Below are 21,523 nucleotides of genomic sequence, written 5' to 3'. Positions count from 1 at the left end.
ACCCGCCGACGCAGGCGGGTCAGGCGGTTTGCGGGTGGAGGATGGTCAGCAGGGCCTGGGCATGTTCCGCGGCATCCAGGCCGAGGCTGGTCAGGTAGCCGCCGTCGGCCTGGGTCACCAGGCCTTTCTGGTGCAGGCGGGTGATCGCCGCCTGGGCTTTCGGGGTGGCGGTGTTGTGCACCTTGATGCCTTCTTGCACGTTGTCCAGGTTGTACAGCGCGAGGATTTCCAGCTCGGCAACCAAATCGGGGGTGTAGGCCATAAGGACTCCGGGGTCTTGTGAGGGGGCCAATGTGCAGTGTAGCGGGCAGGTTTCAGTCTGCCGTCTGCTCATGCTGCCACCGAGTGAGTATCTGCCGATAGAGGCGATTGCGCTTGATCTGGCGCATGCCCCGGTCGAAACCTGCTGGGCATCCAGGCCGGTTTCAGTCCTCGCCCGGCAGCTCCGGCAGGGCGCGCAGGGCCTGTTCGTACCAGGCGCTATCGAACGGGCGGTCGTCGCGCAGCATGGCGTCGATCTCGTGGGCCAGCACCAGGGCCATGAGCTGGAGGATCTCCTCGCGCTCGTAGCCGACCAGGGTCAGCTTGTTCAGGGTGGCCTTGGCCGCGGGCGGGTTGTCTGCCTCCAGCTGGTTCTCGATGGCCTGGATCAGGGTCTGTTCGGCGAAGGCTTCTTCGTCGTGCTCGTCGTGCTCGCTCATGGTGATTCCCTCTGGGCCGCTCAGCCGGCGGCGAAGTCCCGCAGGGCCTGGCCGGTCAGGCGGTAGGTGGTCCACTCGTCCTGCGGCTTGGCGCCGAACGATAGGTAGAAGTCGATGGCCGGCTGGTTCCAGTCCAGCACCGCCCATTCGAAGCGGCCGCAGCCTCGGCTCACGGCGAGTTGCGCCAGGTGCCGCAGCAGCGCCTTGCCGGCACCGCCGCCACGCTGTTCGGGGCTGATGTACAGGTCTTCCAGGTACAGGCCGTGCTGGCCCAGCCAGGTCGAGTAGTTGAAGAAGTACACGGCGTAGCCGATCGGCTGGCCATCGCGCTCGCAGATCAGCGCATGGGCAGTGCTGCCGGCACCGAACAGGCTGGCCTGGATGCCGGCGACGTCGGTTTTGACTTCGTGCTCGGCCTTCTCGTAGATGGCCAGGTCGGTGATCAGGCGCAGGATCAGTGCGGCGTCGTCGCTGGTGGCGGGGCGGATATGCAGGGGCATCTGGCGTTCCATTCGGGGCCTGCGGCTGCGCCGTTCGGCGCCCCCGCAGGCCGTGGGCTCAGCGGCCGGCCAGCAGTTGCTGGCCGCGGGCCACGGCGGCGCGCACCTGGTTCGGCGCGGTGCCGCCGATATGGTCGCGGGCGTTGACCGAGCCTTCCAGGGTCAGCACGGCGAACACGTCGCCTTCGATCTTGTCGCTGAACTGGCGCAGCTCGTCCAGGCTCATCTCGGCCAGGTCCTTGCCGCTGTCGACGCCGTATTTCACCGCGTGGCCGACGATCTCGTGGCAGTCGCGGAACGGCAGGCCCTTGCGCACTAGGTAGTCGGCCAGGTCGGTGGCGGTGGAGAAGCCGCGGCGTGCCGCCTCGCGCATGATCTCGCGCTTGGGCTTGATCGCCGGGACCATGTCGGCGAAGGCGCGCAGCGAGTCGCGCAGGGTGTCGGCGGCGTCGAACAGCGGTTCCTTGTCTTCCTGGTTGTCCTTGTTGTACGCCAGCGGCTGGCCCTTCATCAGGGTCAGCAGGCCAGTCAGGGCGCCGAACACGCGGCCGGTCTTGCCGCGTACCAGCTCCGGCACGTCCGGGTTCTTCTTCTGCGGCATGATCGAGGAACCGGTGCAGAAGCGGTCCGGCAGGTCGATGAACTGGAACTGCGCGGAGGTCCACAGCACCAGCTCTTCGGAGAAGCGCGACAGGTGCATCATCGCCAGCGAGGCGGCGGCGCAGAATTCGATGGCGAAGTCGCGATCGGACACGCCGTCCAGCGAGTTGCCGCCCACGGCGTCGAAGCCCAGCAGCTCGGCGGTGATCTCGCGGGCGATCGGGTAGGTGGTGCCGGCCAGGGCGGCCGAGCCCAGCGGCATGCGGTTGACCCGCTTGCGGCAGTCGACCAGGCGCTCGTAGTCGCGGCTGAGCATCTCGAACCAGGCCAGCAGGTGATGGCCGAAGGTCACCGGCTGGGCGGTCTGCAGGTGGGTGAAGCCGGGCATGATGGTGTCGGCTTCGGCCGCGGCCAGGCCGAGCAGGCCCTGCTGCAGGCGGGTGACTTCGGCCAGGATCAGGTCGATCTCGTCGCGCAGCCACAGGCGGATGTCGGTGGCCACCTGATCGTTGCGGCTACGCCCGGTGTGCAGCTTCTTGCCGGTGACGCCGATGCGGTCGGTCAGGCGCGCCTCGATGTTCATGTGCACGTCTTCCAGGTCGACGCGCCAGTCGAACTGGCCGGCTTCGATCTCCGCCTGGATCTGCTTGAGACCGGCCTCGATGGCGTCGCGCTCCTCCAGGGTCAGCACGCCGACCTTGGCCAGCATGGTGGCGTGGGCGATCGAGCCCATGATGTCGTGGCGATACAGACGCTTGTCGAACTCGACGGAGGCGGTGAAACGGGCGACGAAGGCATCGACCGGCTCGCTGAAGCGGCCGCCCCAGGACTGGTTGGTTTTCTCGGTGCTCATGGCGGAACTCGCGGGAAAGGCAGGCGCGTTGCCTGCGGAACGGTAAAGTGTGCCGATAATAACAGCCTTGCTAGGAAAGCCGAGGCTCTACCCTGCTCGGAGAACCTGTCTACGATCTCTTGATCGTCGGCCATGCTGCGTTGAAATCGGGCTCGGGTTGCTCATTTACAGCTCGTAAACTCCGCGCCCTCGCCCAATCTCGCCTTGCCTGGCTCTAGCTCAAAAGATCGTAAACAGGTTCTAGGAAAATGTCGCCGGGCTCACAGTTTTGCACTCGGCAAGCCACTTGGACCCCTAATTTCGTTCGCCCGCAGCGCTCTGGCTTGCCGGTTGGCGGGCGGACAAGGAAACTGCCGGGATGCAAATCAACTGGTTCAACAAGGGCCGTACCCTGGCCGCGGACGACGATTTTTTCCTGCCGGAGCTGTGCCTGCCCGAGGCACTGCTGAGCATGGTGCTGCTTGCCGAGCTGCTGGTGCTGGTGCTGGTGCTGTCCGAGCCCATGCAGCCGGGCTTCAACTGGGTGCGCCTGGCCATGACCTCGCTGTTCGTGCAGTGGATCGTGCTGCTCTCGGCCGGCCTGCTGTGTCGCCTGCGCCCGCTGCTGGCCAGCCTGCGCGCGGCCGTGGCCGGCACCCTGTGCTGCGCCATCGTGGTCGGCCTGGCCCTGGCCTGCACCGCGGTGGCGGACTACTTCGAGCTGGGCGGACCGCTGCCGCGCAATGGCGAGGTCAACCTGTATCTGCGCCATGCCTTGATCAGCCTGATCATGTCGGCCCTGTTGTTGCGCTACTTTTACTTACAGAGCCAGTGGCGCAGGCAACAGCAGGCCGAGCTGCGCGCACGGATCGAGGCTCTGCAGGCGCGGATCCGCCCGCACTTCCTGTTCAACAGCCTGAACAGCATCGCCAGCCTGGTGGTGGTCGATCCGTTCAAGGCCGAGCAGGCGGTGCTCGACCTTTCCGACCTGTTCCGCGCCAGCCTGGCCAAGCCCGGCACCCTGGTGCCCTGGCGCGAGGAGCTGGAGCTGGCGCGAAGATATTTGTCGATCGAGCAATACCGGCTCGGCGACCGGCTACAGTTGGATTGGCAGGTGGACGCAGTACCGGATGATTTGCCGATTCCGCAATTGACCTTGCAGCCGCTGCTGGAAAATGCCCTGATCTATGGCATCCAGCCGCGCATCGAAGGTGGCCTGGTGCGGGTAGAGGCGCAGTATGAAGACGGGGTGTTCCAGCTCTGTGTGAGCAACCCCTATGACGAGGGCGCCGAGCGACAACCGTCGCGCGGCACCCAGCAGGCGTTGGTGAATATAGACGCGCGTCTGGCGGCACTTTTCGGGCCGCGCGCAAGTCTTAGCGTGGATCGCCGTGACGGGCGCCACTTCACCTGTCTACGCTATCCTTGTGCGAGACTCACGCAGGAAGCCAGAGCAATATGAATGTGCTGATTGTCGATGACGAACCCCTTGCCCGCGAGCGCCTCAGCCGACTGGTTGGCGAACTCGAGGGTTATCGTGTCCTCGAACCCGCGGCCAGCAATGGCGAAGAGGCCTTGGCCCTGATCGACAGCCTGAAGCCCGACGTGGTGCTGCTGGACATCCGCATGCCCGGCCTCGATGGCCTGCAGGTGGCCGCCAAGCTGTGCGAGCGCGAGGCCCCGCCGGCGGTGATCTTCTGTACCGCCCACGACGAATTCGCCCTGGAGGCCTTCGACGTCAGCGCCGTCGGCTACCTGGTCAAGCCGGTGCGCCCCGAGGCCCTGGCGGCCGCGCTGAAGAAGGCCGAGCGGCCCAACCGGGTGCAGCTCGCCGCGCTGACCCGCCCGGCCGGCGCCAATGGCGCCGGCCCGCGCAGCCATATCAGTGCGCGCACGCGCAAGGGCATCGAGCTGATTCCGCTGGAGCACGTGATCTTCTTCATCGCCGACCACAAGTACGTGACCCTGCGCCACGAGGGTGGCGAAGTGCTGCTGGACGAGCCGCTGAAGGCGCTGGAAGACGAGTTCGGCGAGCGCTTCGTGCGCATCCACCGCAATGCCCTGGTCTCGCGCGAGCGCATCGAGCGCCTGCAGCGCACGCCGCTGGGGCATTTCCAGCTGTTCCTCAAGGGCATGGGCGGCGAAGCCCTGACCGTCAGCCGCCGGCATGTCGCCGGCGTGCGCAAGCTGATGCACAACCTCTAGCAGCGGATTGCCCGGGCGCGGCAATCCGGCGCCGGCCAGAGCCGGCGCAGCCTGTTATCATTCCCGGCAGTTCAGTTTCCGGAAGTGATCATGTCCCGCGAAATCCGCATTGCTACCCGCAAGAGTGCCCTGGCCCTGTGGCAGGCCGAATACGTCAAGGCGCGCCTGGAACAGGCGCATCCCGGCCTCAGGGTCAGCCTGGTGCCGATGGTCAGTCGCGGCGACAAGCTGCTCGATGCACCGCTGGCGAAAATCGGCGGCAAGGGCCTGTTCGTCAAGGAACTGGAAACCGCCCTGCTGGAGAACGAGGCGGACATCGCCGTGCATTCGATGAAGGATGTGCCGATGGACTTCCCCGCCGGCCTCGGCCTGTTCTGCATCTGCGAACGGGAAGACCCGCGCGATGCCTTCGTCTCCAACCGCTTCGCCAGCCTCGACGCGCTGCCGCCCGGCAGCGTGGTCGGCACCTCCAGCCTGCGCCGCCAGGCCCAGCTGCTGGCGCGCCGCCCGGACCTGAAGATCCAGTTCCTGCGTGGCAACGTCAACACCCGCCTGGCCAAGCTGGATGCCGGCGAGTACGACGCCATCATCCTCGCCGCCGCCGGGCTGATCCGCCTCGGTTTCGCGGCGCGCATCCGTTCCTCGATCAGTGCCGAGGACAGCCTGCCGGCCGGCGGTCAGGGCGCCGTGGGCATCGAGTGCCGCAGTGCCGACAGCGACGTGCAGGCGCTGCTGGCGCCCCTGCACCATGTCGATAGCGCCGACCGGGTGACTGCCGAGCGGGCGCTGAACAAGCACCTGAATGGCGGTTGCCAGGTGCCGATCGCCTGCTACGCCCTGCTCGAAGGCGATCAGCTGTGGCTGCGCGGCCTGGTCGGCCAGCCCGACGGCGGCCAGCTGCTGCGTGCCGAGGCCCGTGCGCCGCGGGCCCAGGCCGAGCTGCTCGGCGTGCAGGTGGCCGAGCAGCTGCTGGCGCAGGGTGCCGCCGAGATCCTCAAGGCGGTGTACGGCGAGGCCGCGGCCGAGTGACGGGCTGGCGCCTGCTGCTGACCCGCCCGGCCGCCGAGAATGCGGCCCTGGCGGCAACGCTGGGCGCCGCCGGCGTGTACAGCAGCAGCCTGCCGCTGCTGGAGATCGAGGCCCTGGAAGAAACCGCCGAGCAGCGCACCCTGCTGCGCGAACTGGACGGCTACTGCGCGGTGATCGTCGTCAGCAAGCCGGCCGCCCGCCTGGGCCTGGAACGGCTCCGGGGTGACTGGCCCAGGCCGCCGGCCGGCCCGCGCTGGTTCAGCGTCGGCGCGGCCACCGCGCAGATCCTCGATGATTACCTGGCGCCCCACGGCCTGCGTGCCACTTACCCGGCTACGGGCGATGACAGCGAGGCCCTGCTGGCCCTGGCCGACCTCGAACGGGCGCTGGCCGTGCCGAACCCGCGGGTGCTGATCCTGCGTGGCGAAGGCGGGCGCGAACTGCTGGCCGAGACCTTGCGTGGCCGCGGCGCGCGCGTCGACTATCTGCAGCTGTATCGCCGCGTGCTGCCGTCCTACCCGGCCGGCAGCCTGCTGCAGCGGGTGCGCGGGGAACGGTTGAACGCCCTGCTGGTCAGCAGTGCGCAGAGCCTCGAACACCTGCAGCAACTGGCCGGGGCTGCCTGGCCGGAGCTGGCTCGGCTACCCTTGCTGGTGCCCAGCCCGCGAGTGGCCGCCCTGGCCCGCGCGGCCGGCGCCCTGCACCCTATCGATTGTCGCGGCGCCAGTGCTGCGGCTGTTCTGGCGGCCTTGCGCGCAAGCCCGGCGCCGACCCTCTGATGCAAAGGATGGACATGTGAGCGAAACAGCCCCGCAGATCAGCGAACCCACCCCGGACGTTTCCCGTCAGCCGGCATCCGTGGCTGCCAAACCGAGGGGCCGCGGCCTGGCCGCACTGGCCTTGCTGGTCGGCGCCGCCGGCCTGGCCGCCGGCGGCTGGAGCAGCTGGCAGCTGTACCTGCAACGGGACCAGGCCGCGCAGCAGCTGACCCAGCTGCAGCAGGTCGGCGAGGCGACCCGCCTGCAGCTGGAACAGAGCCAGGCGGACGTGGCCAGGCGCCTGCAGGGCCTGCCCACGGCAGACCAGCTGGCGACCCAGCGCGATCTGCTGGTCAGCCTGCAGGGCGACCAGCAGCGCCTGGCGCGCAACCTCGCCGGCCTGCTCGGCAAGAGCCGCGAAGACTGGCGCCTGGCCGAGGCCGAGCACCTGCTGCGCCTGGCCATGCTGCGCCTCACCGCGCTGCAGGACGTCAACAGCGCCACGGCGCTGGTGCAGGGCGCCGACACCATCCTCCAGGCCCAGGACGATCCGCAGGCCTTCGCCGCCCGCGGCGAACTGATCAAGGTGCTGGAAGCCCTGCGCAGCCTGCCGCAGGTCGATCGCAGCGGCCTGTTCCTGCAACTAGCGGCCTTGCGCGGCCAGGTCGACCAGCTGCAGATGCTGGCCCCCGAATACATCCTGCCGGTCGAGGTACCGACGGCGGCAAGTGCCAGCGACAGCAGCCGCTGGGCCGACCTGTGGGCGCAGCTGTCGCGCTATGTGCGCCTCGACCTGCAGGCCGACCAGGACGTGCGTCCGCTGCTGGCCGGGCAGAGCCTGGCCCAGGTGCGGCTGACCCTGGCCCTGACCCTGGAGCAGGCGCAGTGGGGCGCACTGAATGGCCAGGCGGACGTCTACAAGCAGGCGCTGGCCTCCGCCGAAAACGTGCTAGGCAACTATTTCGACCGCGACAACCAGGCGGTCAAGGCCATGCAGCAGCGCATCGGCGAGCTGAGCGAACTGCCGGTGGTCAGCCAGTTGCCCAGCCTGGATGGCGCGCTGAACACCCTGCAGGCCTACCTCAAGCAGCGCGAGGCCCGTGAGCTGCTGCCGGAAGCGGTGGATGCCGAGGAGGCCGGGCAATGATCCGCGCCATTCTCCTGCTGCTCCTGGCGGTGACCGGCGCCACCCTGCTAGGCCTGGCGATCGTCGAGCACAGCGGCTACGTGCTGATCGCCTGGAAGAACTTCCGCTACGAGTCCAGCCTGTGGGTGTTCCTCCTGCTGGTGCTGCTGGCCTGGCTGCTGGTGCGCGGACTGCGCTGGCTGTGGCGCCTGCTCAATGTCTCCGGCGGCCTGCTCAATCCCTGGTCGCGGCGCAACCACGGCAAGCGTCAGCAGCTGGCGGCCGACAAGGGCCTGCTGGACCTCGCCGAAGGCCGCTGGGAGCGCGCGGTGCGCCACCTGCAGCGGGCCGCCGAGGGCGAGCCGCAGCCGTTGATGTATTACCTCGGCGCGGCCCGCGCGGCGCAGCAGCTGGGCGACCACGAGCAGAGCGACGCGTTCCTCGAACGTGCCCTGCAGCGCCAGCCGCAGGCCGAACTGGCGATCGCCCTGACCCATGCCGAGCTGCAACAGGCCCGTGGCGAGGCGGCTGCCGCCCTGGAAACCCTGCAGGTGATGCGCCAGCGCCATCCGCAGCACCGTCAGGTCCTGCGCCAGCTGCAGAGCCTGTTGCTGGCGCGGGAGGACTGGTCGGCGCTGCTCGACCTGCTGCCCGAACTGCGCAAGGGCAAGGTCCTGCCGAGCGAGCAGCTGGCCGAGCTGGAACGCCGGGTCTGGTGCGGGCGCCTGCAGGCCGCCGGCGAGGCCGGGTTGAACCAGGGCGAGACGGCCCTGCAGCCGCTGAGCAGTGCCTGGCAACAGCTGTCTTCGGCGCAGCGTGGCGAGCCTGAGCTGGTTCTCGCCTATGCCCTTCAGCTGCATGCCCTGGGCGCCCAGGAAGAAGCCGAGGAGGTGCTGCGCAAGGCGCTCAAGCAGGGCTACGACAGCCGCCTGGTGCGTCGCTACGGCATGCTCCGCGGGCGCGATCCGCTGCGCCAGCTGCAGACCGCCGAAGGGCTGCTCAAGCAGCACCCGCAGGATCCGGTGCTGCTGCTCAGCCTGGGCCGTCTGTGCCTGCAGAACAATCTGTGGGGCAAGGCGCGCGAGTATTTCGAGATCAGCCTGGAGTTCTCCCGCAGCGCGGAAACCTGTGCCGAGCTGGCGCGGCTGCTGGCGCACCAGGGCGATCTGCAGCAGAGCAACCGGCTGCTGCAGGAAAGCCTCGGCCTGCTCGCCCAGGCGTTGCCGCAGCTGCCCCAGCCCGCCCACGGCTGAGCGGTGCGGCTGGACGTGCGGCACCTGGTCACGGACGAGGTGCCGCGCGCTGCCTTGAAAGCCTGGTCGGCTTTCCTCTGCCGTAACCGCCTTTCCCGCCTGCTTCGGAGTCCCCATGGCCCTGGCCGCCCCGCGTAACCTGTTTCTCCTCGCATTCCTCGGCTGCCTTGGCCTGATGGGCGGCGCGCTGTATCTGGAACATGTGGTCGGCCTCGAGCCTTGCCCGATGTGCATCGTCCAGCGGGTCTGCGTGATCCTCTTCGCCCTGGTCTGTCTGGTCGCCGCGATCCATGGCCCGGCACGTCTGGGCCAGCGCCTGTACGCCGGGCTGGCGCTGCTGTTCGCCCTGGTCGGTGCGGCTACGGCCGGGCGCCAGATCTGGCTGCAGAGCGTGCCGCCCGACCAGCTGGAGGCCTGCCTGCCGAGCCTGGAGTTCATGCTCGATGCCCTGCCGCTGCAGGAAATCGTGCGTCTGGTGTTCCATGGCACCGCCGATTGCGCGGAAGTGACCTGGACCCTGTTCGGCCTGAGCGTGCCGGAATGGAGCCTGCTGGCCTTCATCGGCATGATCCTGTTCGGGCTGTTCCAGCTGCTGCGTCGCCGCTGATCGGCAATAGCCGGTAACGCTCCGCGTTTGCCGCTGCTCCTTCTCCCTTGCATAGTCCCCGTTCTTGCACGATTACGGGGATTTGCTCATGCGCTTCTTTCTCGGCCTGCTTCTGCTCCTGTCGATCGCCGGCTGCAGTGGCCCGGACATCCGCGACTATGCCGCGCAGCAGCCCGCCCTGGAGTTGTCCGATTACCTGAACGGTGACCTGGAGGCCTGGGGCATGTTTCAGAACCGTTCCGGGGCGGTGGTCAAGCGCTTCCATGTCGCCCTCACGGGGACCTGGCAGGGCGATGTCGGCACCCTCGACGAACGCTTCACCTACAGCGACGGCAGCACCGAGCGGCGCGTCTGGACCCTGCGTCGCCAGGCCGATGGCAGCTGGCGCGGCACTGCCGCGGATGTACTCGGCGAGGCCGTTGGCGAGGTGTCCGGCAACGCCTTGCACTGGCGCTATCAGTTGCTGCTCAAGGTCGATGGTGAGCAGTACGTGGTCGATTTCGATGACTGGATGTTCCTCATGGACGGGCGCGTGATGCTCAATCGTGCCCGCATGTCCAAGTGGGGCGTCGACCTGGGCGAGGTCACGCTGAGCTTCCACAAGCCGGCAAAATGACGGTGCGAAGAAACTTCCTGATCAAGGTGACTTGATGGCGGGGGCTGGCGGGCATACTCTGGCTCCACGCCTCGTCATTAATCCGGCACTGCGCCGAGTCATTCCCCGAGGCTGCCCAAGATGCCAAATAACCGGCTCGGGGCTGCAGTACACCAGCATTCACTAGTAGGGAAGTGAGAACATCATGCTCGAGAGCTGCCAGAACGCCCAGGAACGATGGGGTGGAGTACACCAGCTGATCGACCGCTGGCTGCAAGAACGCCATGAGTTGGTTAATGCCTATGGCGCCCTCAGTGATAAACCCCAGGCTCCCGCGGCCAACGCCCAGGATCTGCTGCGCTTCTGCGAAATCCTCGTCGACTACGTGTCGGCCGGGCACTTCGAGGTCTATGAGCAGCTGACCGGCGAGGCCAAGGCCTTCGGCGATCAGCGCGGCCTGGACCTGGCCAAGCAGATCTACCCGCGCATCGAGGCGATCACCGAAGTCGCGCTGGCGTTCAATGACCGCTGCGACAATGGCGACTGCCGCGATACCGCGTCGCTGACCGCCGAGCTGAAACGCCTGGGGCAGTTGCTGCACGAGCGTTTCGAGCTGGAAGACTGCCTGATCGAAGTGCTGCACAACGCCCATCAGCAGCAGGCTGCCGCCCCGGTCTGAGGGGCGTTCGGCTTCAGTCGGCGACGTCGAGCAGTTCCAGCTCGAAGACCAGCGGCGCATCCGGCGGTATCAGATCGCCGGCGCCGGCCTGGCCATAGGCCTGCTCGGCGGGGATCACCACCCGCCATTTGGCGCCCACCGGCATGGCCAGCAGAGCCGTCTGCCAGCCGCGAATCAGGCTGTCGAGGCGAAACCACTGGGCGCCTTCGCTCTGGTCGAACAGGCTGCCATCGGCCAGCTCGCCGCGGTAGTGCACCTGCACCCGGCCGTTCCTGTGCGGGCTGCCGCCCGTCCCGGCACGCAGCTCCTGCACCAGCACGCCGCCCTCCAGTTCACGCACCCCGGTCTTGGTTTTTTCCGCCGCCAGAAAGTGTCGCTCCGCGGCTTGCGCCTGCTCATGGCGCGCGGCCGTGCTGTGCAGCTGCAACTGGGCTTCGTGCTGGTCCAGCAGGTTGTCGATACGTTCCGCGGGCAGGCGCAGGGGCTCGCCACGATAGGCCTGGCGCAGGCCGTCGAGCAGCGCCGCCAGCGGCAGGTCGGGCACTTCGCTGCGCAATCTTTCGCCCAGGCGGGCACCCAGGCTGTAGGCCAGATCATCCGCTTGCGGTGCTGCCGCCAACAGCGTCGGGAACAGGCAGAGCAGAAGCACGGAGCAGCGCGACATCGGGGCGATCTCGGGAGGGAGGTGCGGCCGATTATGCCAGTGCCGCGCAGCGCGACAATCAGTGGCTAGCGACCCGCGCATCTGCCGTCTAGTATGGGGGCACCCACGTCCGTTAGGAGGCACGCCATGCCGACCAACAATAAGAAGCCCGTTACCACCCCGCTGCACCTTCTTCAGCAGCTTTCCCATAGCCTGCTGGAGCATCTCGAAAGTGCCTGCTCGCAGGCGCTGGTCGAAGCCGAAGAGTTGCTGACCAAGCTGGAAAAACAGCGCGGCAAGGCCCAGGAAAAACTCCACGAAGCCCGCAGCAAGCTGCAGGACGCCGCCAAGGCCGGCAAGGCCAAGGCCCAGAACAAGGCCAGCAAGCTGATCGCCGAACTGGAAGAGGTACTCGATAACCTCAAGACGCGGCAGACCGAAACCCGCAATTACATCTTGCACCTCAAGCGCGATGCCCAGGAAAGCCTGAAGCTGGCCCAGGGAATCGGCAAGGTCAAGGAAGCCGCAGCCAAGGCGCTGCACCTGCGCGCGACGGCCGCACCGGCGGCTGGTGCCGCCGCCAAGCCGGCAGCGAAGAAGCCTGCCGCCAGCAAGCCCGCGGTGGCCAAGGCTGCGGTGAAAACTGCGGCCAAGCCGGCGGTAGCGCGTCCGGCAGCGGCCAGGTCGGCGGCCAAGCCCGCAGCGACTGCCGCCAAGCCTGCTGCGGCCAAGGCCCCGGTCAAGGCTGCGGTGAAGAGCACGGCCAAGCCCGCAGCAACCAGAGCCGTCGCGGCCAAGCCGGTGGCCGCGAAGCCGGTAGCCAAGCCCGCGGCAAAACCTGCCACCAAACCTGCCGCGACGGCTGCCAAACCGGCAGCGGCCAAAGCTCCGGCCAAGGCGCCGGTAAAGGCCGCGGCCAAACCAGCGGCCAAGGCTGCGCCGACCGCCGCCAAGCCTGCCGCCAAACCGGTAGCCAAACCGGCTGTCGCCAAGCCGGCCGCCAAACCAGCTGCGAAGAAGCCGGCCGCCAAGCCCGTTGCGGCCAAGCCCGCCGCTCCGGCCGCTCCGGCCGCGGCGCCAGCTGCCGCTCCGGTTACCCCGACCGCCGGCAACGGCAGCACGCCGCCAACCGGCGCCTGAGTCAGGCCTGAGCCGTCGCGGCGCGCAGCACCTGCAGCGCGTCGCGACACTCCGCTGCGCTCCCCGCCAAGGCTTCCAGCCACTGCGCCGCACCAGGCTGTTCGGCGTGCGGCCAGCCGTTCACCTCTGCTTCCAGTCGGGCCAACAGCTCGCGCTCGGCCTCCAGTTCGAGTGCCTTGACCTGCGCCCGCAGGCGTTGCTGTACCTCATCCGTGGCCGCAGTCGCGCGCCAGCTCTGCCGTAGTTCGCGCAATGGCTGCACCACTTGGCGCTGCCAGGGTTCGCTCAGTGCGCGGAGGGCTGCCAGGCGCTCGTCGTTGCACGGCACGCCGTGTTGCTCCAGCCACAGCCCGCACAGCAGCAGGCATACGTCCGCTCCCGCCGCCTGCAGGCGCAGGCAGGCCGCCTCGACGCCGGGGCGCGCGTAGCAACAACTGGCAAAACTCCACAGGTCAGACGGCATGCGGCTCTCCGGGCGATGGCGGAATGAAGCTGGTAGACTCCGCGGCCATTATGATCCGACTCCAGAACCTCACTCTACAGCGTGGTCCGCAACGCCTGCTCGAAGGCGCCGAGCTGACCCTGCACGCCGGCCATAAAGCCGGCCTGATCGGCGCCAACGGCGCCGGCAAATCCAGCCTGTTCGCTCTGCTGCGCGGCGAGCTCGGCCCCGATGCGGGCGACTGCAACCTGCCGCCGGACTGGCGCATCGCCCACATGCGCCAGGAGGTCGACGACCTCGAACGCCTGGCGGTGGACTATGTGCTGGATGGTGACAGCCATCTGCGCCAGGTGCAGCGCGACCTGGCCGCCGCCGAAGCGGCCCACGACGGCAGCGCCATCGCCCGTCTGCACAGCGAGCTGGACAACGCCGACGGCTACACCGCCGATGCCCGCGCGCGCAAGCTGCTGGCCGGTCTCGGCTTCAGCAACGAGCAGATGGACAAGCGCGTCGGCGACTTCTCCGGTGGCTGGCGCATGCGCCTGAACCTGGCCCAGGCGCTGATGTGCCCGTCCGACCTGCTGTTGCTCGACGAACCGACCAACCACCTCGACCTCGACGCCATCCTCTGGCTGGAAGACTGGCTGAAGAGCTACCCCGGCACCCTGCTGCTGATCTCCCACGACCGCGACTTCCTCGATGCCGTGGTCGACCATGTGGCGCACCTCGAACAGCAGAAGCTGACCCTCTACCGCGGCGGCTACTCGGCCTTCGAGCGCACCCGCGCCGAACGCCTGGCCCAGCAGCAGCAGGCCTACGAGAAGCAGCAGGCGCAGCGCGAGCACATGGAGAAGTACATCGCCCGCTTCAAGGCCCAGGCGACCAAGGCGCGCCAGGCGCAGAGCCGGATCAAGGCCCTGGAGCGCCTGGAGGAACTGGCGCCGGCGCATGTCGACTCGCCGTTCGACTTTGTCTTCCGCGAGGCCGACAAGATCTCCAGCCCGTTGCTGGACATGGCCGACGCGCAGCTCGGCTATGGCGACAAGGTGGTGCTGCAACAGGTTAAGTTGCAACTGGTGCCGGGGGCGCGCATCGGCCTGCTCGGCCCCAACGGCGCCGGCAAGTCGACCCTGATCAAGACCCTGTCCGGCGAGCTCACGCCGCTGGCCGGGCGCCTGGCGCGTGGCGAGAACCTGTCGATCGGCTACTTCGCCCAGCATCAGCTCGATTCGCTGGATGCCAAGGCCAGCCCGCTGCTGCACCTGCAGCGCATCGCCCCGGGCGAGCGCGAGCAGACCCTGCGCGACTTCCTCGGCGGCTTCGACTTCCGCGGCCCGCGCTGCGACGAAGCCGTGCAGAACTTCTCCGGTGGCGAGAAGGCGCGCCTGGCCCTGGCGCTGATCGCCTGGGGCAAGCCCAACCTGCTGCTGCTCGACGAACCGACCAACCACCTCGATCTGGAAATGCGCCTGGCCCTGACCATGGCCCTGCAGGAATTCGCCGGCGCGGTGCTGGTGGTGTCCCACGATCGCCACCTGCTGAAAAGCACCACCGACGAATTCCTCCTGGTCGCCGATGGCCGCGTGCAGCCCTTCGATGGCGACCTCGAAGACTACGCGCGCTGGCTGGTCGACTTCCGTGCCCGCCAGCAGCCGCAAACCAGCGCAACGCCGGCCGGCGACAAGACCGACAAGCGCGCCCAGCGCCAGGCCGCCGCCGCCCTGCGTCAGCAGCTGGCACCGCACAAGCGCGAGGCGGACAAGCTGGAGAAGGAACTGGGCAAGCTGCACGAGCAGCTGGCCGGAGTCGAACAGCGGCTGGGCGACAGCGGCATTTACGAGGCCGCACGCAAGGACGAGCTGCGCGAATTGCTGGCCGAACAGGCGCGTCTGAAAAGCCGCGAAGGCGAGCTGGAAGAACACTGGATGGCCGCCCTGGAGCACCTGGAAAGCCTGGAACAACAGCTGGCCCAAGCGGCCGACTGAGAACCTGTTGACGATTTGCTGCGCGTCGGTCATGTGGCGTTAAAAACAGGCTCGGAGAGTGGCTTGCCGCTAACGCGCGTTAGCGCGGCCCGAAGAGTGAGTGAAACGAGTAATGCTCATTTACTATTCGTAAACTGCGCTTCCTCGCCTCTTTTTGCCTTGCCTGACTCTAGCTCGCGAAATCGTAAACAGGTTCTACACACATTCACTAAACCACTGAGGCAAAAACAATGGAATGGCTGATGAGCCCGGAAATCTGGGTCGCCTTTCTCACCCTGACCGCCCTGGAGATCGTCCTCGGCATCGACAACATCATCTTCATCTCGATCCTGGTCAGCCGCCTGCCGGCCGCCCAGCAACCGAAGGCGCGCTTCTTCGGCCTGGCCCTGGCCATGGGCACGCGGATCCTGCTGCTGCTGTCGATTACCTGGGTCATGCGCCTGACCAACGACCTGTTCAGCGTCGCCGGCCACGGCATCTCCGGGCGCGACCTGATCCTGTTCTTCGGCGGCCTGTTCCTGCTGTTCAAGAGCACCATGGAAATCTTCCACAGCCTGGAAGGCGCCGAGGAACAGCAGCAGGGCGGTGGCAAGACCTACGGCTTCATGGGCATCATCGTGCAGATCGCGATCATCGACATCGTCTTCAGCCTGGACTCGGTGATCACCGCCGTCGGCCTGGTGCAGAATGTGCCGGTGATGGTCGCGGCCATCGTCATCTCCGTGCTGGTGATGATGCTGTCGGCCGGCACCATCAGCGACTTCATCGACAAGCACCCGTCGCTGAAGATGCTGGCGCTGTCCTTCCTCATCGTGGTCGGCGTGGTGCTGATCGGCGAAGCCTTCGAAGTGCATGTGCCGAAGGGCTACGTCTACTTCGCCATGGCCTTCTCCCTGGCGGTGGAGGCGGTCAACATCCGCCTGCGCAGCAAGCAGAAGAAGCAGGTCGAGCCGGTGCACCTGCGCAAGGACCTGCCGGACTGATCCGCAGGGCTGGGCAGGCATAAAGCAGAGGGGTAGGCTGTACGGCCTGCCCCTTTTTGCTTTTGAGGTATCCGCCATGGCTCTGGAAACCTGGCTCGCTTTCTTCGTCGCCTGCTGGGTGATCAGCCTGTCGCCGGGCGCCGGGGCCATCGCCTCGATGTCCAGCGGCCTGCAGTACGGGTTCTGGCGCGGCTACTGGAACGCCATCGGCCTGCAGCTGGCGCTGCTGATGCAGATTGCCGTGGTCGCCGCCGGTATCGGCGCGTTGCTGGCCACCTCGGAGCTGGCCTTCGGCCTGATCAAGTGGTTCGGCGTGGCCTACCTGGTCTACCTGGGCTGGAAGCAGTGGGTGGCACTGCCCGGCGAGATCGTCACCGGCACCGGCGAGCGGCCGCTCGGTCGGCCGCTGAGCCTGGTGCTGCGCGGCTTCCTGGTCAACGCCAGCAACCCCAAGGCGATCATCTTCATCCTCGCCGTCCTGCCGCAGTTCCTCGACCCCAAGCAGTCGCTGCTGATCCAGTATGTGGTGATGGCGGCGACCATGGTCGCGGTCGACCTGGTGGTGATGGCCGGCTACACCGGGCTGGCCGCCCGGGCGCTGCGCACCCTGCGCGAGCCGCACCAGCAGCGCCTGCTCAATCGCACCTTCGGCGGCCTGTTCATCGCCGCCGCCGCATTGCTGGCCACCGTGCGCCGCGCGGCGGCCTGAGTCACCAGGGGATCGGCTGGTCGTCCCAGGCCCGGAAGCTGCCGCTGTCCGCGGGCGTCTTGCTGGCCAGCACGGCCAGCAGGCGTGCGGCGACGAATGCCGGGCTGAATAGCTGCTCGTTCGGCACATTGGCCTGGAACGGGCGCGACAGCTCGGTATCGGTGGTGCCGGGATGCAGGCTGAGCACGCAGGCATTCGGGTTGAGGCGCGCCAGCTCGATGCTGGCGGTGCGCAGCAACTGGTTCAGCGCGGCCTTGCTGGCGCGGTAGCTGTACCAGCCGCCCAGGCGGTTGTCGGCAATCGAGCCGACCCGCGCCGAGAGCATCGCCACCTGGCACGGGTGGCGGCCGCGCAGCAGCGGCAGCAGGTGCTTGAGCAGCAGCACCGGGGCGAAGGCGTTGCGCAGGAAGCTGGCCTGCAGTCCGGCCAGGTCGACCTGGGCCAGGCTCTTCTCCGCGTGCACCGGGCCTTCCTGCAGCACGCCCACGCAATTGAGCAGCAGATGCAGGTGCGGCATGACGTCGCGCAGTTCGGCGGCGAACGCCTGCAGCGCCGCTTCGTCGGCGATATCCAGATCGCGCCAGCACAGGCGCCCGGGGTGCTGGCCGGCCAGGCGCTGCAGTTCGGCGGACTGCCCGGCCTGGCGCGCCACGGCCCAGACCCGCGCCACCTGCGGCTTGGCCAGCAGGGCGGCGCAGAGGGCCAGGCCGATGCCGCGGCTGGCGCCGCAGACCAGCACTTCGATCGGTTGGGAGTGCTGCTGCCACCAGGACATGTGGGGTGCTCCTCATCGCGTGGGGCTTGAGAAAAATTGTTAGCAAGGTAACAATTTAATCTTAAGCATTCTCATTTATGGATCTGCCCATGTCTCGCTCTAGCCGTTTCTGGCTGATGCTCTTGCTGCCTGTCCTGTCCCTGTTCAGCCTAGCTGCCGGGGCCGCAACCACCGAAGGGGCGGCTCAGGCCCTGCACCTGCTCGGCTATATCGGTGCCGACTATCCGGCGACGGTGGCCGCCGGCGAGATCGTCGATGAGGGCGAGTACCGCGAGCAACTGGAATTTCTCGGTGTGCTGCAGGGGCTGATCGTCGCCCTGCCGGCCAAGGCCGAGCGTGCGGAGCTGGAACAGGGCGTCGCCGGGCTGCGCCAGGCGGTGAGCCAGCGCCAGGGCGGCGAGCAGGTTGCCAGCGAGGCGCGGCGCCTGGCTGCGCGGCTGGCCGAGCTGTATCAGGTGCACCAGGTGCCGGCGATCACTCCCGACCCGGCCCGCGGCGCGCCGCTGTACGCCCAGCATTGCGCGGTCTGCCACGGCGCCCAGGGCGCCGGCGACGGCCCCGCCGGCATCGGCCTGGAGCCGCCGCCGGCCAACCTGCGCGACCGTGCGCGGCTGGACCGCCTGAGCCTGTACGACCTGTTCAATACCCTCGGTCTGGGTATCGAGGGCACCGACATGCCGGCCTTCGCCGATCAGCTCGACGAGCGCCAGCGCTGGGACCTGGCCAGCTATATCGCCGGCTTCACCGCCGAGCCCGGCGCGGCAGGCGGCAAGCCTTTCAGCCTGGCCGCGCTGGCCGGGCAGACGCCGGGCGAGGTCGCCGCCAGCGGTGGCGACAGTGCCGCCTTCCGCGCCCAGCGCGCGCAGCCGCCGCAACAGCAGCGCGGCCCGCAGGAGCTGATCGGGCATACCCGCAGCACCCTGGAGCAGAGCCTGCAGGCCTATCGCCGTGGTGACCGCGAGCAGGCCTACGACCTGTCCGTGGCGGCCTACCTGGAAGGCTTCGAGCTGGTCGAAGGCGCCCTCGACAACCTCGATGCGCTGCAACGCAAGAGCACCGAGAAGAGCCTGATGGCCTACCGCCAGGCGCTGCAGGATGGCGCCAGCGTGGCCCAGGCGGCCCAGGCGCTGGAGGCGGCCAAGGTGCAGTTGGCCAAGGCCGCCGAACTGCTCGCCGGCGGCGCGATGAATGCTTCGCTGAGCTTCTTCTCCAGCCTGCTGATCCTGCTGCGCGAGGGCCTGGAGGCGATCCTGGTGCTGGCGGCGATCCTCGCCTTCCTGCGCAACACCGGGCAGCCGCAGGCGGTGCGCAGCGTGCACATCGGCTGGGGCCTGGCGCTGCTGGCCGGCGTCGCCACCTGGGCCCTGGCGGCCTACCTGATCGATGTCAGCGGCGCCCAGCGCGAGCTGCTGGAAGGCCTCACCGCGCTGTTCGCCAGCGTCATGGTGCTGTGGCTCGGCGTGTGGATGCACGACCGCCGGCATGCCGCGGCCTGGCAGGACTACATCAAGAGCAGCCTGGTCGGTGGCGGCGGGCGCTTCGGCTTCGCCGTGCTGGCATTCTTCTCGGTCTACCGCGAGCTGTTCGAAGTCATCCTGTTCTACGAAACCCTCTGGCTGCAGGCCGGCCCGGCCGGGCATGGCATGGTCCTGGCCGGTGCCGGCGCGGCGCTGGTGCTGTTGCTCGGCCTGGCCTGGGTGATTCTGCGCGGCTCGCGCAAGCTGCCGCTGGCGACCTTCTTCAGTGCCAACGCGGTGCTGCTCTGCGCCCTGTCGGTGGTGTTCGCCGGCCACGGCGTGGCGGCGCTGCAGGAGGCCGGGGTGCTCGGCACGTGGCCGGTGGCGTTCTTCGAGTTCGACTGGCTGGGCATCCACGCCGATGCCTGGAGCCTCTCGGCCCAGGGCCTGGCGCTGGCCGGCATCGTGGTGCTGTACGGGCGCAGCTGGTTGGGCGAGCGTCGCCGCGCGCAGACGGCCGGATAGGCCGCCACCCGGCTGGCGGATGGCTTACCATGCCGGCCGGGTCATTCTTGGAGAGCATGCGCGATGCGTGTCTGGATCGATGCCGATGCCTGCCCCCGGCCGGCGCGGGATCAGGTGGTGAAGTTCGCCCTCAAGCGCGGCTTCGAGGTGGTGCTGGTGGCCGGCCAGCCGGTGGCGCGGCCGGGTTTCACCTGCGTGCGGCTGATCGTGGTGCCGAGCGGCCCGGATGCGGCGGACGATCACCTGGTCGAGCATGCGGTGCCCGGCGAGCTGGTGATCTGCAGCGATGTGCCGCTGGCCGATCGCCTGGTGAAGAAGGGCGTCAGCGCCCTCGACCCGCGCGGCCGCGAGTTCGACGAGCGCAACATGGGCGACAAGCTGGCCACCCGTAACCTGTTCGCCGATCTGCGCGAGCAGGGCCAGATGGGCGGCGGCCAGGCCGCCTACGGCGAGAAGGACCGCCAGGCCTTCGCCAATGCGCTGGACCGCATCCTCACCCGGTTGATGCGCGCGTAGTCGGGTGATGCCGCGGGTGCGCCGTGTGGCAGGCTCGTGATGGCGCTCAGCCGCACAGGTAGGTGCCGGTGCCGACCGCCACCAGCGTGCCGTCGTCGCTGTGCAGCTCGCTGCGCACCACCGCCACCTTGTTGCCGGAGCGCAGCAGCACCGCCGTGGCGGTGAACAGCTGGCCGCGGCCGGGGCGCAGGTAGTCGACACGCAGGTCGATGGTGCCGAGCTTGGACAGGCGCGCCATGCGTTCGCTGCTGGACAGGTGCTGGTGCTTGTCGAAGGCGCCGATCAGCGCCATGGCGCCGCCGGCCACGTCGAGCAGCGAGGAAATCACCCCGCCATGCAGGATGCCGTGGACGAAGTTGCCGATCAGCTCGGGCTTCATCGGCAACCCCATCACCACCTTGTCGAGGGACAGCTCGACCAGCTGGATGCCCAGCACCTGGTTGAACGGGATGCGCTGGAAGAAGGCCTGCACAGCGTCGCGTTGTTCGCTGGACAGTTCGAAGACGGGCTGGCTCATGGGCGGTTAGGTCTGCGCAAAGGGCTGAGGCCCCCACGCTGCCGCAGTTGCGCCCGCTTGACCAGTGGTGCGGCAGAGGTGCGGCGTGGAATGGCTCTTTTGCCCCGCTGATGGTGCTGGAGGTCTTCCTGCGTAGGGTGCGCCGGGCGCACCGCAGGCCCGGCGCATTGCCCCGGTGCGCATGGCGCACCCTACGTCAGGTTGTTCAGTGCGGGTGGGCCAGTTCCAGCACCCGATCGACCAGCTTGTTGATCCCGCTGGCCGCCTCGGCGATCGACTGGGCGAGCATGTAGGCCGGGGTGCTGACCAGCTTGTGCGCGCTGTCCTCGACTATGTCTTCCACCGTGCACTCCTGGTGGCTGCCGCCCATGGCCTGCAGCGCCGCGGCGGCCGGGTCTTCGGCGCTGCCCAGGGTGCAGGTGACGCCGGCACCGAAGATCTTGGTTGCCAGGGCCGGGGCGATGCAGATCAGGCCGATCGGCTTGCCGGCCTTGGCGAAGGCCTGGGCGGCGGCCAGCACGTCGGCCTGCACGCTGCAGTCGGCGCCCTGCACGGCGAAGTCGGAGAGGTTCTTGGCCACGCCGAAGCCGCCCGGCAGGATCAGCGCGTCGAAGTGCTCGACCTTCAGCTCGCGCACATCCTCGACATTGCCGCGGGCGATGCGCGCGGACTCGACCAGGACATTGCGGCTGCCCGCCATTTCCTCGCCGGTCAGGTGGTTGATCACGTGCATCTGCGTAACGTTCGGCGCGAAGCACTGCACCTGGGCGCCGCGCTGGTCGAGGCGCAGCAGGGTGATCACGCTTTCGTGGATTTCCGCACCGTCATAGACGCCGCAGCCGGAGAGGATGACGGCTACTTTCTTGCTCATGGCTTGCTCCTGATCGGGAATACAGCGGGTGTCGCCAAATGCCGCCCGGCCTGGCATGCCCGGTACTCGGTGGCA

The 21,523-nt window shown here is 68.1% G+C and carries 24 protein-coding genes; 15 read left to right on the top strand and 9 right to left on the bottom strand.

All coding sequences use genetic code 11. The features are described 5' to 3' along the window. Positions 1–19: 19 nt before the first annotated feature. From F3I62_RS00625 to argH, 4 genes are all read right to left on the bottom strand, one after another. Positions 20–262, bottom strand: a complete 243-nt coding sequence (locus tag F3I62_RS00625) for a TIGR02647 family protein (protein WP_160487761.1) — start codon at positions 260–262, stop codon at positions 20–22. 163 nt (positions 263–425) lie between these two features. Further along, positions 426–701 (bottom strand): hypothetical protein, encoded by a 276-nt coding sequence (locus F3I62_RS00620; protein WP_160487760.1) that lies wholly within the window; start codon positions 699–701, stop codon positions 426–428. A 20-nt stretch (positions 702–721) separates the two neighbouring features. After that, on the bottom strand, positions 722–1,201 hold the full coding sequence (locus F3I62_RS00615; RefSeq protein ID WP_160487759.1) for a GNAT family N-acetyltransferase: 480 nt from the start codon (positions 1,199–1,201) through the stop codon (positions 722–724). A 58-nt stretch (positions 1,202–1,259) separates the two neighbouring features. After that, the gene (gene argH, locus F3I62_RS00610) at positions 1,260–2,654 is read right to left on the bottom strand and encodes an argininosuccinate lyase (RefSeq protein ID WP_160487758.1); all 1,395 of its coding nucleotides are present in this window, start codon (positions 2,652–2,654) and stop codon (positions 1,260–1,262) included. Positions 2,655–3,012: 358 nt separating this feature from the next. Here argH and F3I62_RS00605 point away from each other — a divergent pair, with 358 nt between their 5' ends. The 9 genes from F3I62_RS00605 to rsd all read left to right on the top strand — a co-directional run bounded on the left by F3I62_RS00605 (position 3,013) and on the right by rsd (position 10,885). Beyond that, positions 3,013–4,095: a sensor histidine kinase gene (locus F3I62_RS00605; RefSeq protein ID WP_160487757.1), complete on the top strand. Its 1,083-nt coding sequence runs from the start codon at positions 3,013–3,015 to the stop codon at positions 4,093–4,095. Beyond that, the gene (locus F3I62_RS00600; protein WP_160487756.1) at positions 4,092–4,838 is read left to right on the top strand and encodes a LytTR family DNA-binding domain-containing protein; all 747 of its coding nucleotides are present in this window, start codon (positions 4,092–4,094) and stop codon (positions 4,836–4,838) included. Before F3I62_RS00605 ends, F3I62_RS00600 begins: the two co-directional genes overlap by 4 nt. Positions 4,839–4,925: 87 nt before the next feature. Next, positions 4,926–5,867, top strand: a complete 942-nt coding sequence (gene hemC / locus F3I62_RS00595; RefSeq protein WP_160488412.1) for a hydroxymethylbilane synthase — start codon at positions 4,926–4,928, stop codon at positions 5,865–5,867. Continuing rightward, the gene (locus tag F3I62_RS00590) at positions 5,864–6,646 is read left to right on the top strand and encodes a uroporphyrinogen-III synthase (RefSeq protein ID WP_160487755.1); all 783 of its coding nucleotides are present in this window, start codon (positions 5,864–5,866) and stop codon (positions 6,644–6,646) included. The genes hemC and F3I62_RS00590 overlap by 4 nt, the downstream gene beginning before the upstream one ends. Before the next feature lie 16 nt (positions 6,647–6,662). After that, complete coding sequence (locus F3I62_RS20460) at positions 6,663–7,772, top strand: uroporphyrinogen-III C-methyltransferase (RefSeq protein WP_372240062.1); 1,110 nt, start codon at positions 6,663–6,665, stop codon at positions 7,770–7,772. Further along, on the top strand, positions 7,769–9,004 hold the full coding sequence (locus F3I62_RS00580) for a heme biosynthesis HemY N-terminal domain-containing protein (protein ID WP_160487754.1): 1,236 nt from the start codon (positions 7,769–7,771) through the stop codon (positions 9,002–9,004). The genes F3I62_RS20460 and F3I62_RS00580 overlap by 4 nt, the downstream gene beginning before the upstream one ends. Positions 9,005–9,119: 115 nt before the next feature. Continuing rightward, positions 9,120–9,611 (top strand): disulfide bond formation protein B, encoded by a 492-nt coding sequence (locus tag F3I62_RS00575; protein WP_160487753.1) that lies wholly within the window; start codon positions 9,120–9,122, stop codon positions 9,609–9,611. An 88-nt stretch (positions 9,612–9,699) separates the two neighbouring features. Further along, on the top strand, positions 9,700–10,227 hold the full coding sequence (locus tag F3I62_RS00570) for a DUF3833 domain-containing protein (protein ID WP_160487752.1): 528 nt from the start codon (positions 9,700–9,702) through the stop codon (positions 10,225–10,227). Between the two features lie 184 nt (positions 10,228–10,411). Then, a complete protein-coding gene (gene rsd, locus F3I62_RS00565) occupies positions 10,412–10,885 on the top strand; it encodes a sigma D regulator (protein ID WP_160487751.1) in 474 nt (157 codons plus the stop codon). A 13-nt stretch (positions 10,886–10,898) separates the two neighbouring features. On the opposite strand, the gene F3I62_RS00560 is transcribed toward rsd, so the two are convergent. Further along, entirely contained in the window at positions 10,899–11,549 is a 651-nt protein-coding gene (locus tag F3I62_RS00560) for an FKBP-type peptidyl-prolyl cis-trans isomerase (protein WP_160487750.1), read from the bottom strand. 126 nt (positions 11,550–11,675) lie between these two features. Here F3I62_RS00560 and F3I62_RS00555 point away from each other — a divergent pair, with 126 nt between their 5' ends. Beyond that, positions 11,676–12,668 (top strand): AlgP family protein, encoded by a 993-nt coding sequence (locus F3I62_RS00555; RefSeq protein ID WP_160487749.1) that lies wholly within the window; start codon positions 11,676–11,678, stop codon positions 12,666–12,668. A 1-nt stretch (position 12,669) separates the two neighbouring features. Here the strand turns inward: F3I62_RS00555 and F3I62_RS00550 are convergent, their stop codons facing one another. Beyond that, positions 12,670–13,131: a TIGR02444 family protein gene (locus tag F3I62_RS00550; protein WP_160487748.1), complete on the bottom strand. Its 462-nt coding sequence runs from the start codon at positions 13,129–13,131 to the stop codon at positions 12,670–12,672. Positions 13,132–13,181: 50 nt separating this feature from the next. Here F3I62_RS00550 and F3I62_RS00545 point away from each other — a divergent pair, with 50 nt between their 5' ends. The 3 genes from F3I62_RS00545 to F3I62_RS00535 all read left to right on the top strand — a co-directional run bounded on the left by F3I62_RS00545 (position 13,182) and on the right by F3I62_RS00535 (position 16,787). Further along, positions 13,182–15,095 carry an ATP-binding cassette domain-containing protein gene (locus tag F3I62_RS00545; RefSeq protein ID WP_160488410.1) on the top strand — a complete coding sequence of 638 codons (1,914 nt, stop codon included), beginning with the start codon at positions 13,182–13,184 and terminating at the stop codon, positions 15,093–15,095. 230 nt (positions 15,096–15,325) lie between these two features. Further along, entirely contained in the window at positions 15,326–16,078 is a 753-nt protein-coding gene (locus F3I62_RS00540) for a TerC family protein (protein ID WP_160487747.1), read from the top strand. 76 nt (positions 16,079–16,154) lie between these two features. After that, the gene (locus tag F3I62_RS00535) at positions 16,155–16,787 is read left to right on the top strand and encodes a LysE family transporter (RefSeq protein WP_160487746.1); all 633 of its coding nucleotides are present in this window, start codon (positions 16,155–16,157) and stop codon (positions 16,785–16,787) included. A 1-nt stretch (position 16,788) separates the two neighbouring features. On the opposite strand, the gene F3I62_RS00530 is transcribed toward F3I62_RS00535, so the two are convergent. After that, positions 16,789–17,562, bottom strand: coding sequence for an SDR family NAD(P)-dependent oxidoreductase (locus F3I62_RS00530; RefSeq protein ID WP_160487745.1), 774 nt, complete (start codon positions 17,560–17,562; stop codon positions 16,789–16,791). 89 nt (positions 17,563–17,651) lie between these two features. Between F3I62_RS00530 and F3I62_RS00525 the strand changes: the two genes are divergently transcribed. Continuing rightward, positions 17,652–19,544 carry a cytochrome c/FTR1 family iron permease gene (locus tag F3I62_RS00525; RefSeq protein ID WP_160487744.1) on the top strand — a complete coding sequence of 631 codons (1,893 nt, stop codon included), beginning with the start codon at positions 17,652–17,654 and terminating at the stop codon, positions 19,542–19,544. A gap of 63 nt (positions 19,545–19,607) precedes the next feature. Continuing rightward, positions 19,608–20,060, top strand: a complete 453-nt coding sequence (locus tag F3I62_RS00520) for a YaiI/YqxD family protein (protein ID WP_160487743.1) — start codon at positions 19,608–19,610, stop codon at positions 20,058–20,060. Positions 20,061–20,106: 46 nt separating this feature from the next. Here F3I62_RS00520 and F3I62_RS00515 read toward each other — a convergent pair whose 3' ends face one another. Both F3I62_RS00515 and elbB read right to left on the bottom strand, forming a co-directional pair. Continuing rightward, on the bottom strand, positions 20,107–20,577 hold the full coding sequence (locus F3I62_RS00515; protein WP_160487742.1) for a thioesterase family protein: 471 nt from the start codon (positions 20,575–20,577) through the stop codon (positions 20,107–20,109). A 205-nt stretch (positions 20,578–20,782) separates the two neighbouring features. Then, positions 20,783–21,448 carry an isoprenoid biosynthesis glyoxalase ElbB gene (gene elbB / locus F3I62_RS00510; protein ID WP_160487741.1) on the bottom strand — a complete coding sequence of 222 codons (666 nt, stop codon included), beginning with the start codon at positions 21,446–21,448 and terminating at the stop codon, positions 20,783–20,785. Positions 21,449–21,523 lie beyond the last annotated feature (75 nt).

The organism is Pseudomonas sp. R-28-1W-6, from assembly GCF_009799925.1.
Lineage (GTDB): Bacteria > Pseudomonadota > Gammaproteobacteria > Pseudomonadales > Pseudomonadaceae > Aquipseudomonas.
This window is presented reverse-complemented; position numbering and strand designations above follow the sequence as displayed.

Bases quoted from the DNA above. Each gene is read 5' to 3' on its own strand.
- F3I62_RS00600 (WP_160487756.1), top strand. From the start codon at position 4,092: ATGAATGTGCTGATTGTCGATGACGAACCCCTTGCCCGCGAGCGCCTC.
- F3I62_RS00555 (WP_160487749.1), top strand. From the start codon at position 11,676: ATGCCGACCAACAATAAGAAGCCCGTTACCACCCCGCTGCACCTTCTT.
- F3I62_RS00625 (WP_160487761.1), bottom strand. From the start codon at position 262: ATGGCCTACACCCCCGATTTGGTTGCCGAGCTGGAAATCCTCGCGCTG.
- F3I62_RS00520 (WP_160487743.1), top strand. From the start codon at position 19,608: ATGCGTGTCTGGATCGATGCCGATGCCTGCCCCCGGCCGGCGCGGGAT.
- F3I62_RS00525 (WP_160487744.1), top strand. From the start codon at position 17,652: ATGTCTCGCTCTAGCCGTTTCTGGCTGATGCTCTTGCTGCCTGTCCTG.
- rsd (WP_160487751.1), top strand. From the start codon at position 10,412: ATGCTCGAGAGCTGCCAGAACGCCCAGGAACGATGGGGTGGAGTACAC.
- argH (WP_160487758.1), bottom strand. From the start codon at position 2,654: ATGAGCACCGAGAAAACCAACCAGTCCTGGGGCGGCCGCTTCAGCGAG.
- elbB (WP_160487741.1), bottom strand. From the start codon at position 21,448: ATGAGCAAGAAAGTAGCCGTCATCCTCTCCGGCTGCGGCGTCTATGAC.
- F3I62_RS00620 (WP_160487760.1), bottom strand. From the start codon at position 701: ATGAGCGAGCACGACGAGCACGACGAAGAAGCCTTCGCCGAACAGACC.
- F3I62_RS00605 (WP_160487757.1), top strand. From the start codon at position 3,013: ATGCAAATCAACTGGTTCAACAAGGGCCGTACCCTGGCCGCGGACGAC.
- F3I62_RS00570 (WP_160487752.1), top strand. From the start codon at position 9,700: ATGCGCTTCTTTCTCGGCCTGCTTCTGCTCCTGTCGATCGCCGGCTGC.
- F3I62_RS00540 (WP_160487747.1), top strand. From the start codon at position 15,326: ATGGAATGGCTGATGAGCCCGGAAATCTGGGTCGCCTTTCTCACCCTG.
- F3I62_RS00535 (WP_160487746.1), top strand. From the start codon at position 16,155: ATGGCTCTGGAAACCTGGCTCGCTTTCTTCGTCGCCTGCTGGGTGATC.
- F3I62_RS00615 (WP_160487759.1), bottom strand. From the start codon at position 1,201: ATGCCCCTGCATATCCGCCCCGCCACCAGCGACGACGCCGCACTGATC.
- F3I62_RS00530 (WP_160487745.1), bottom strand. From the start codon at position 17,562: ATGTCCTGGTGGCAGCAGCACTCCCAACCGATCGAAGTGCTGGTCTGC.
- F3I62_RS00560 (WP_160487750.1), bottom strand. From the start codon at position 11,549: ATGTCGCGCTGCTCCGTGCTTCTGCTCTGCCTGTTCCCGACGCTGTTG.
- F3I62_RS00515 (WP_160487742.1), bottom strand. From the start codon at position 20,577: ATGAGCCAGCCCGTCTTCGAACTGTCCAGCGAACAACGCGACGCTGTG.
- F3I62_RS00545 (WP_160488410.1), top strand. From the start codon at position 13,182: ATGATCCGACTCCAGAACCTCACTCTACAGCGTGGTCCGCAACGCCTG.
- F3I62_RS00580 (WP_160487754.1), top strand. From the start codon at position 7,769: ATGATCCGCGCCATTCTCCTGCTGCTCCTGGCGGTGACCGGCGCCACC.
- F3I62_RS00550 (WP_160487748.1), bottom strand. From the start codon at position 13,131: ATGCCGTCTGACCTGTGGAGTTTTGCCAGTTGTTGCTACGCGCGCCCC.
- F3I62_RS00575 (WP_160487753.1), top strand. From the start codon at position 9,120: ATGGCCCTGGCCGCCCCGCGTAACCTGTTTCTCCTCGCATTCCTCGGC.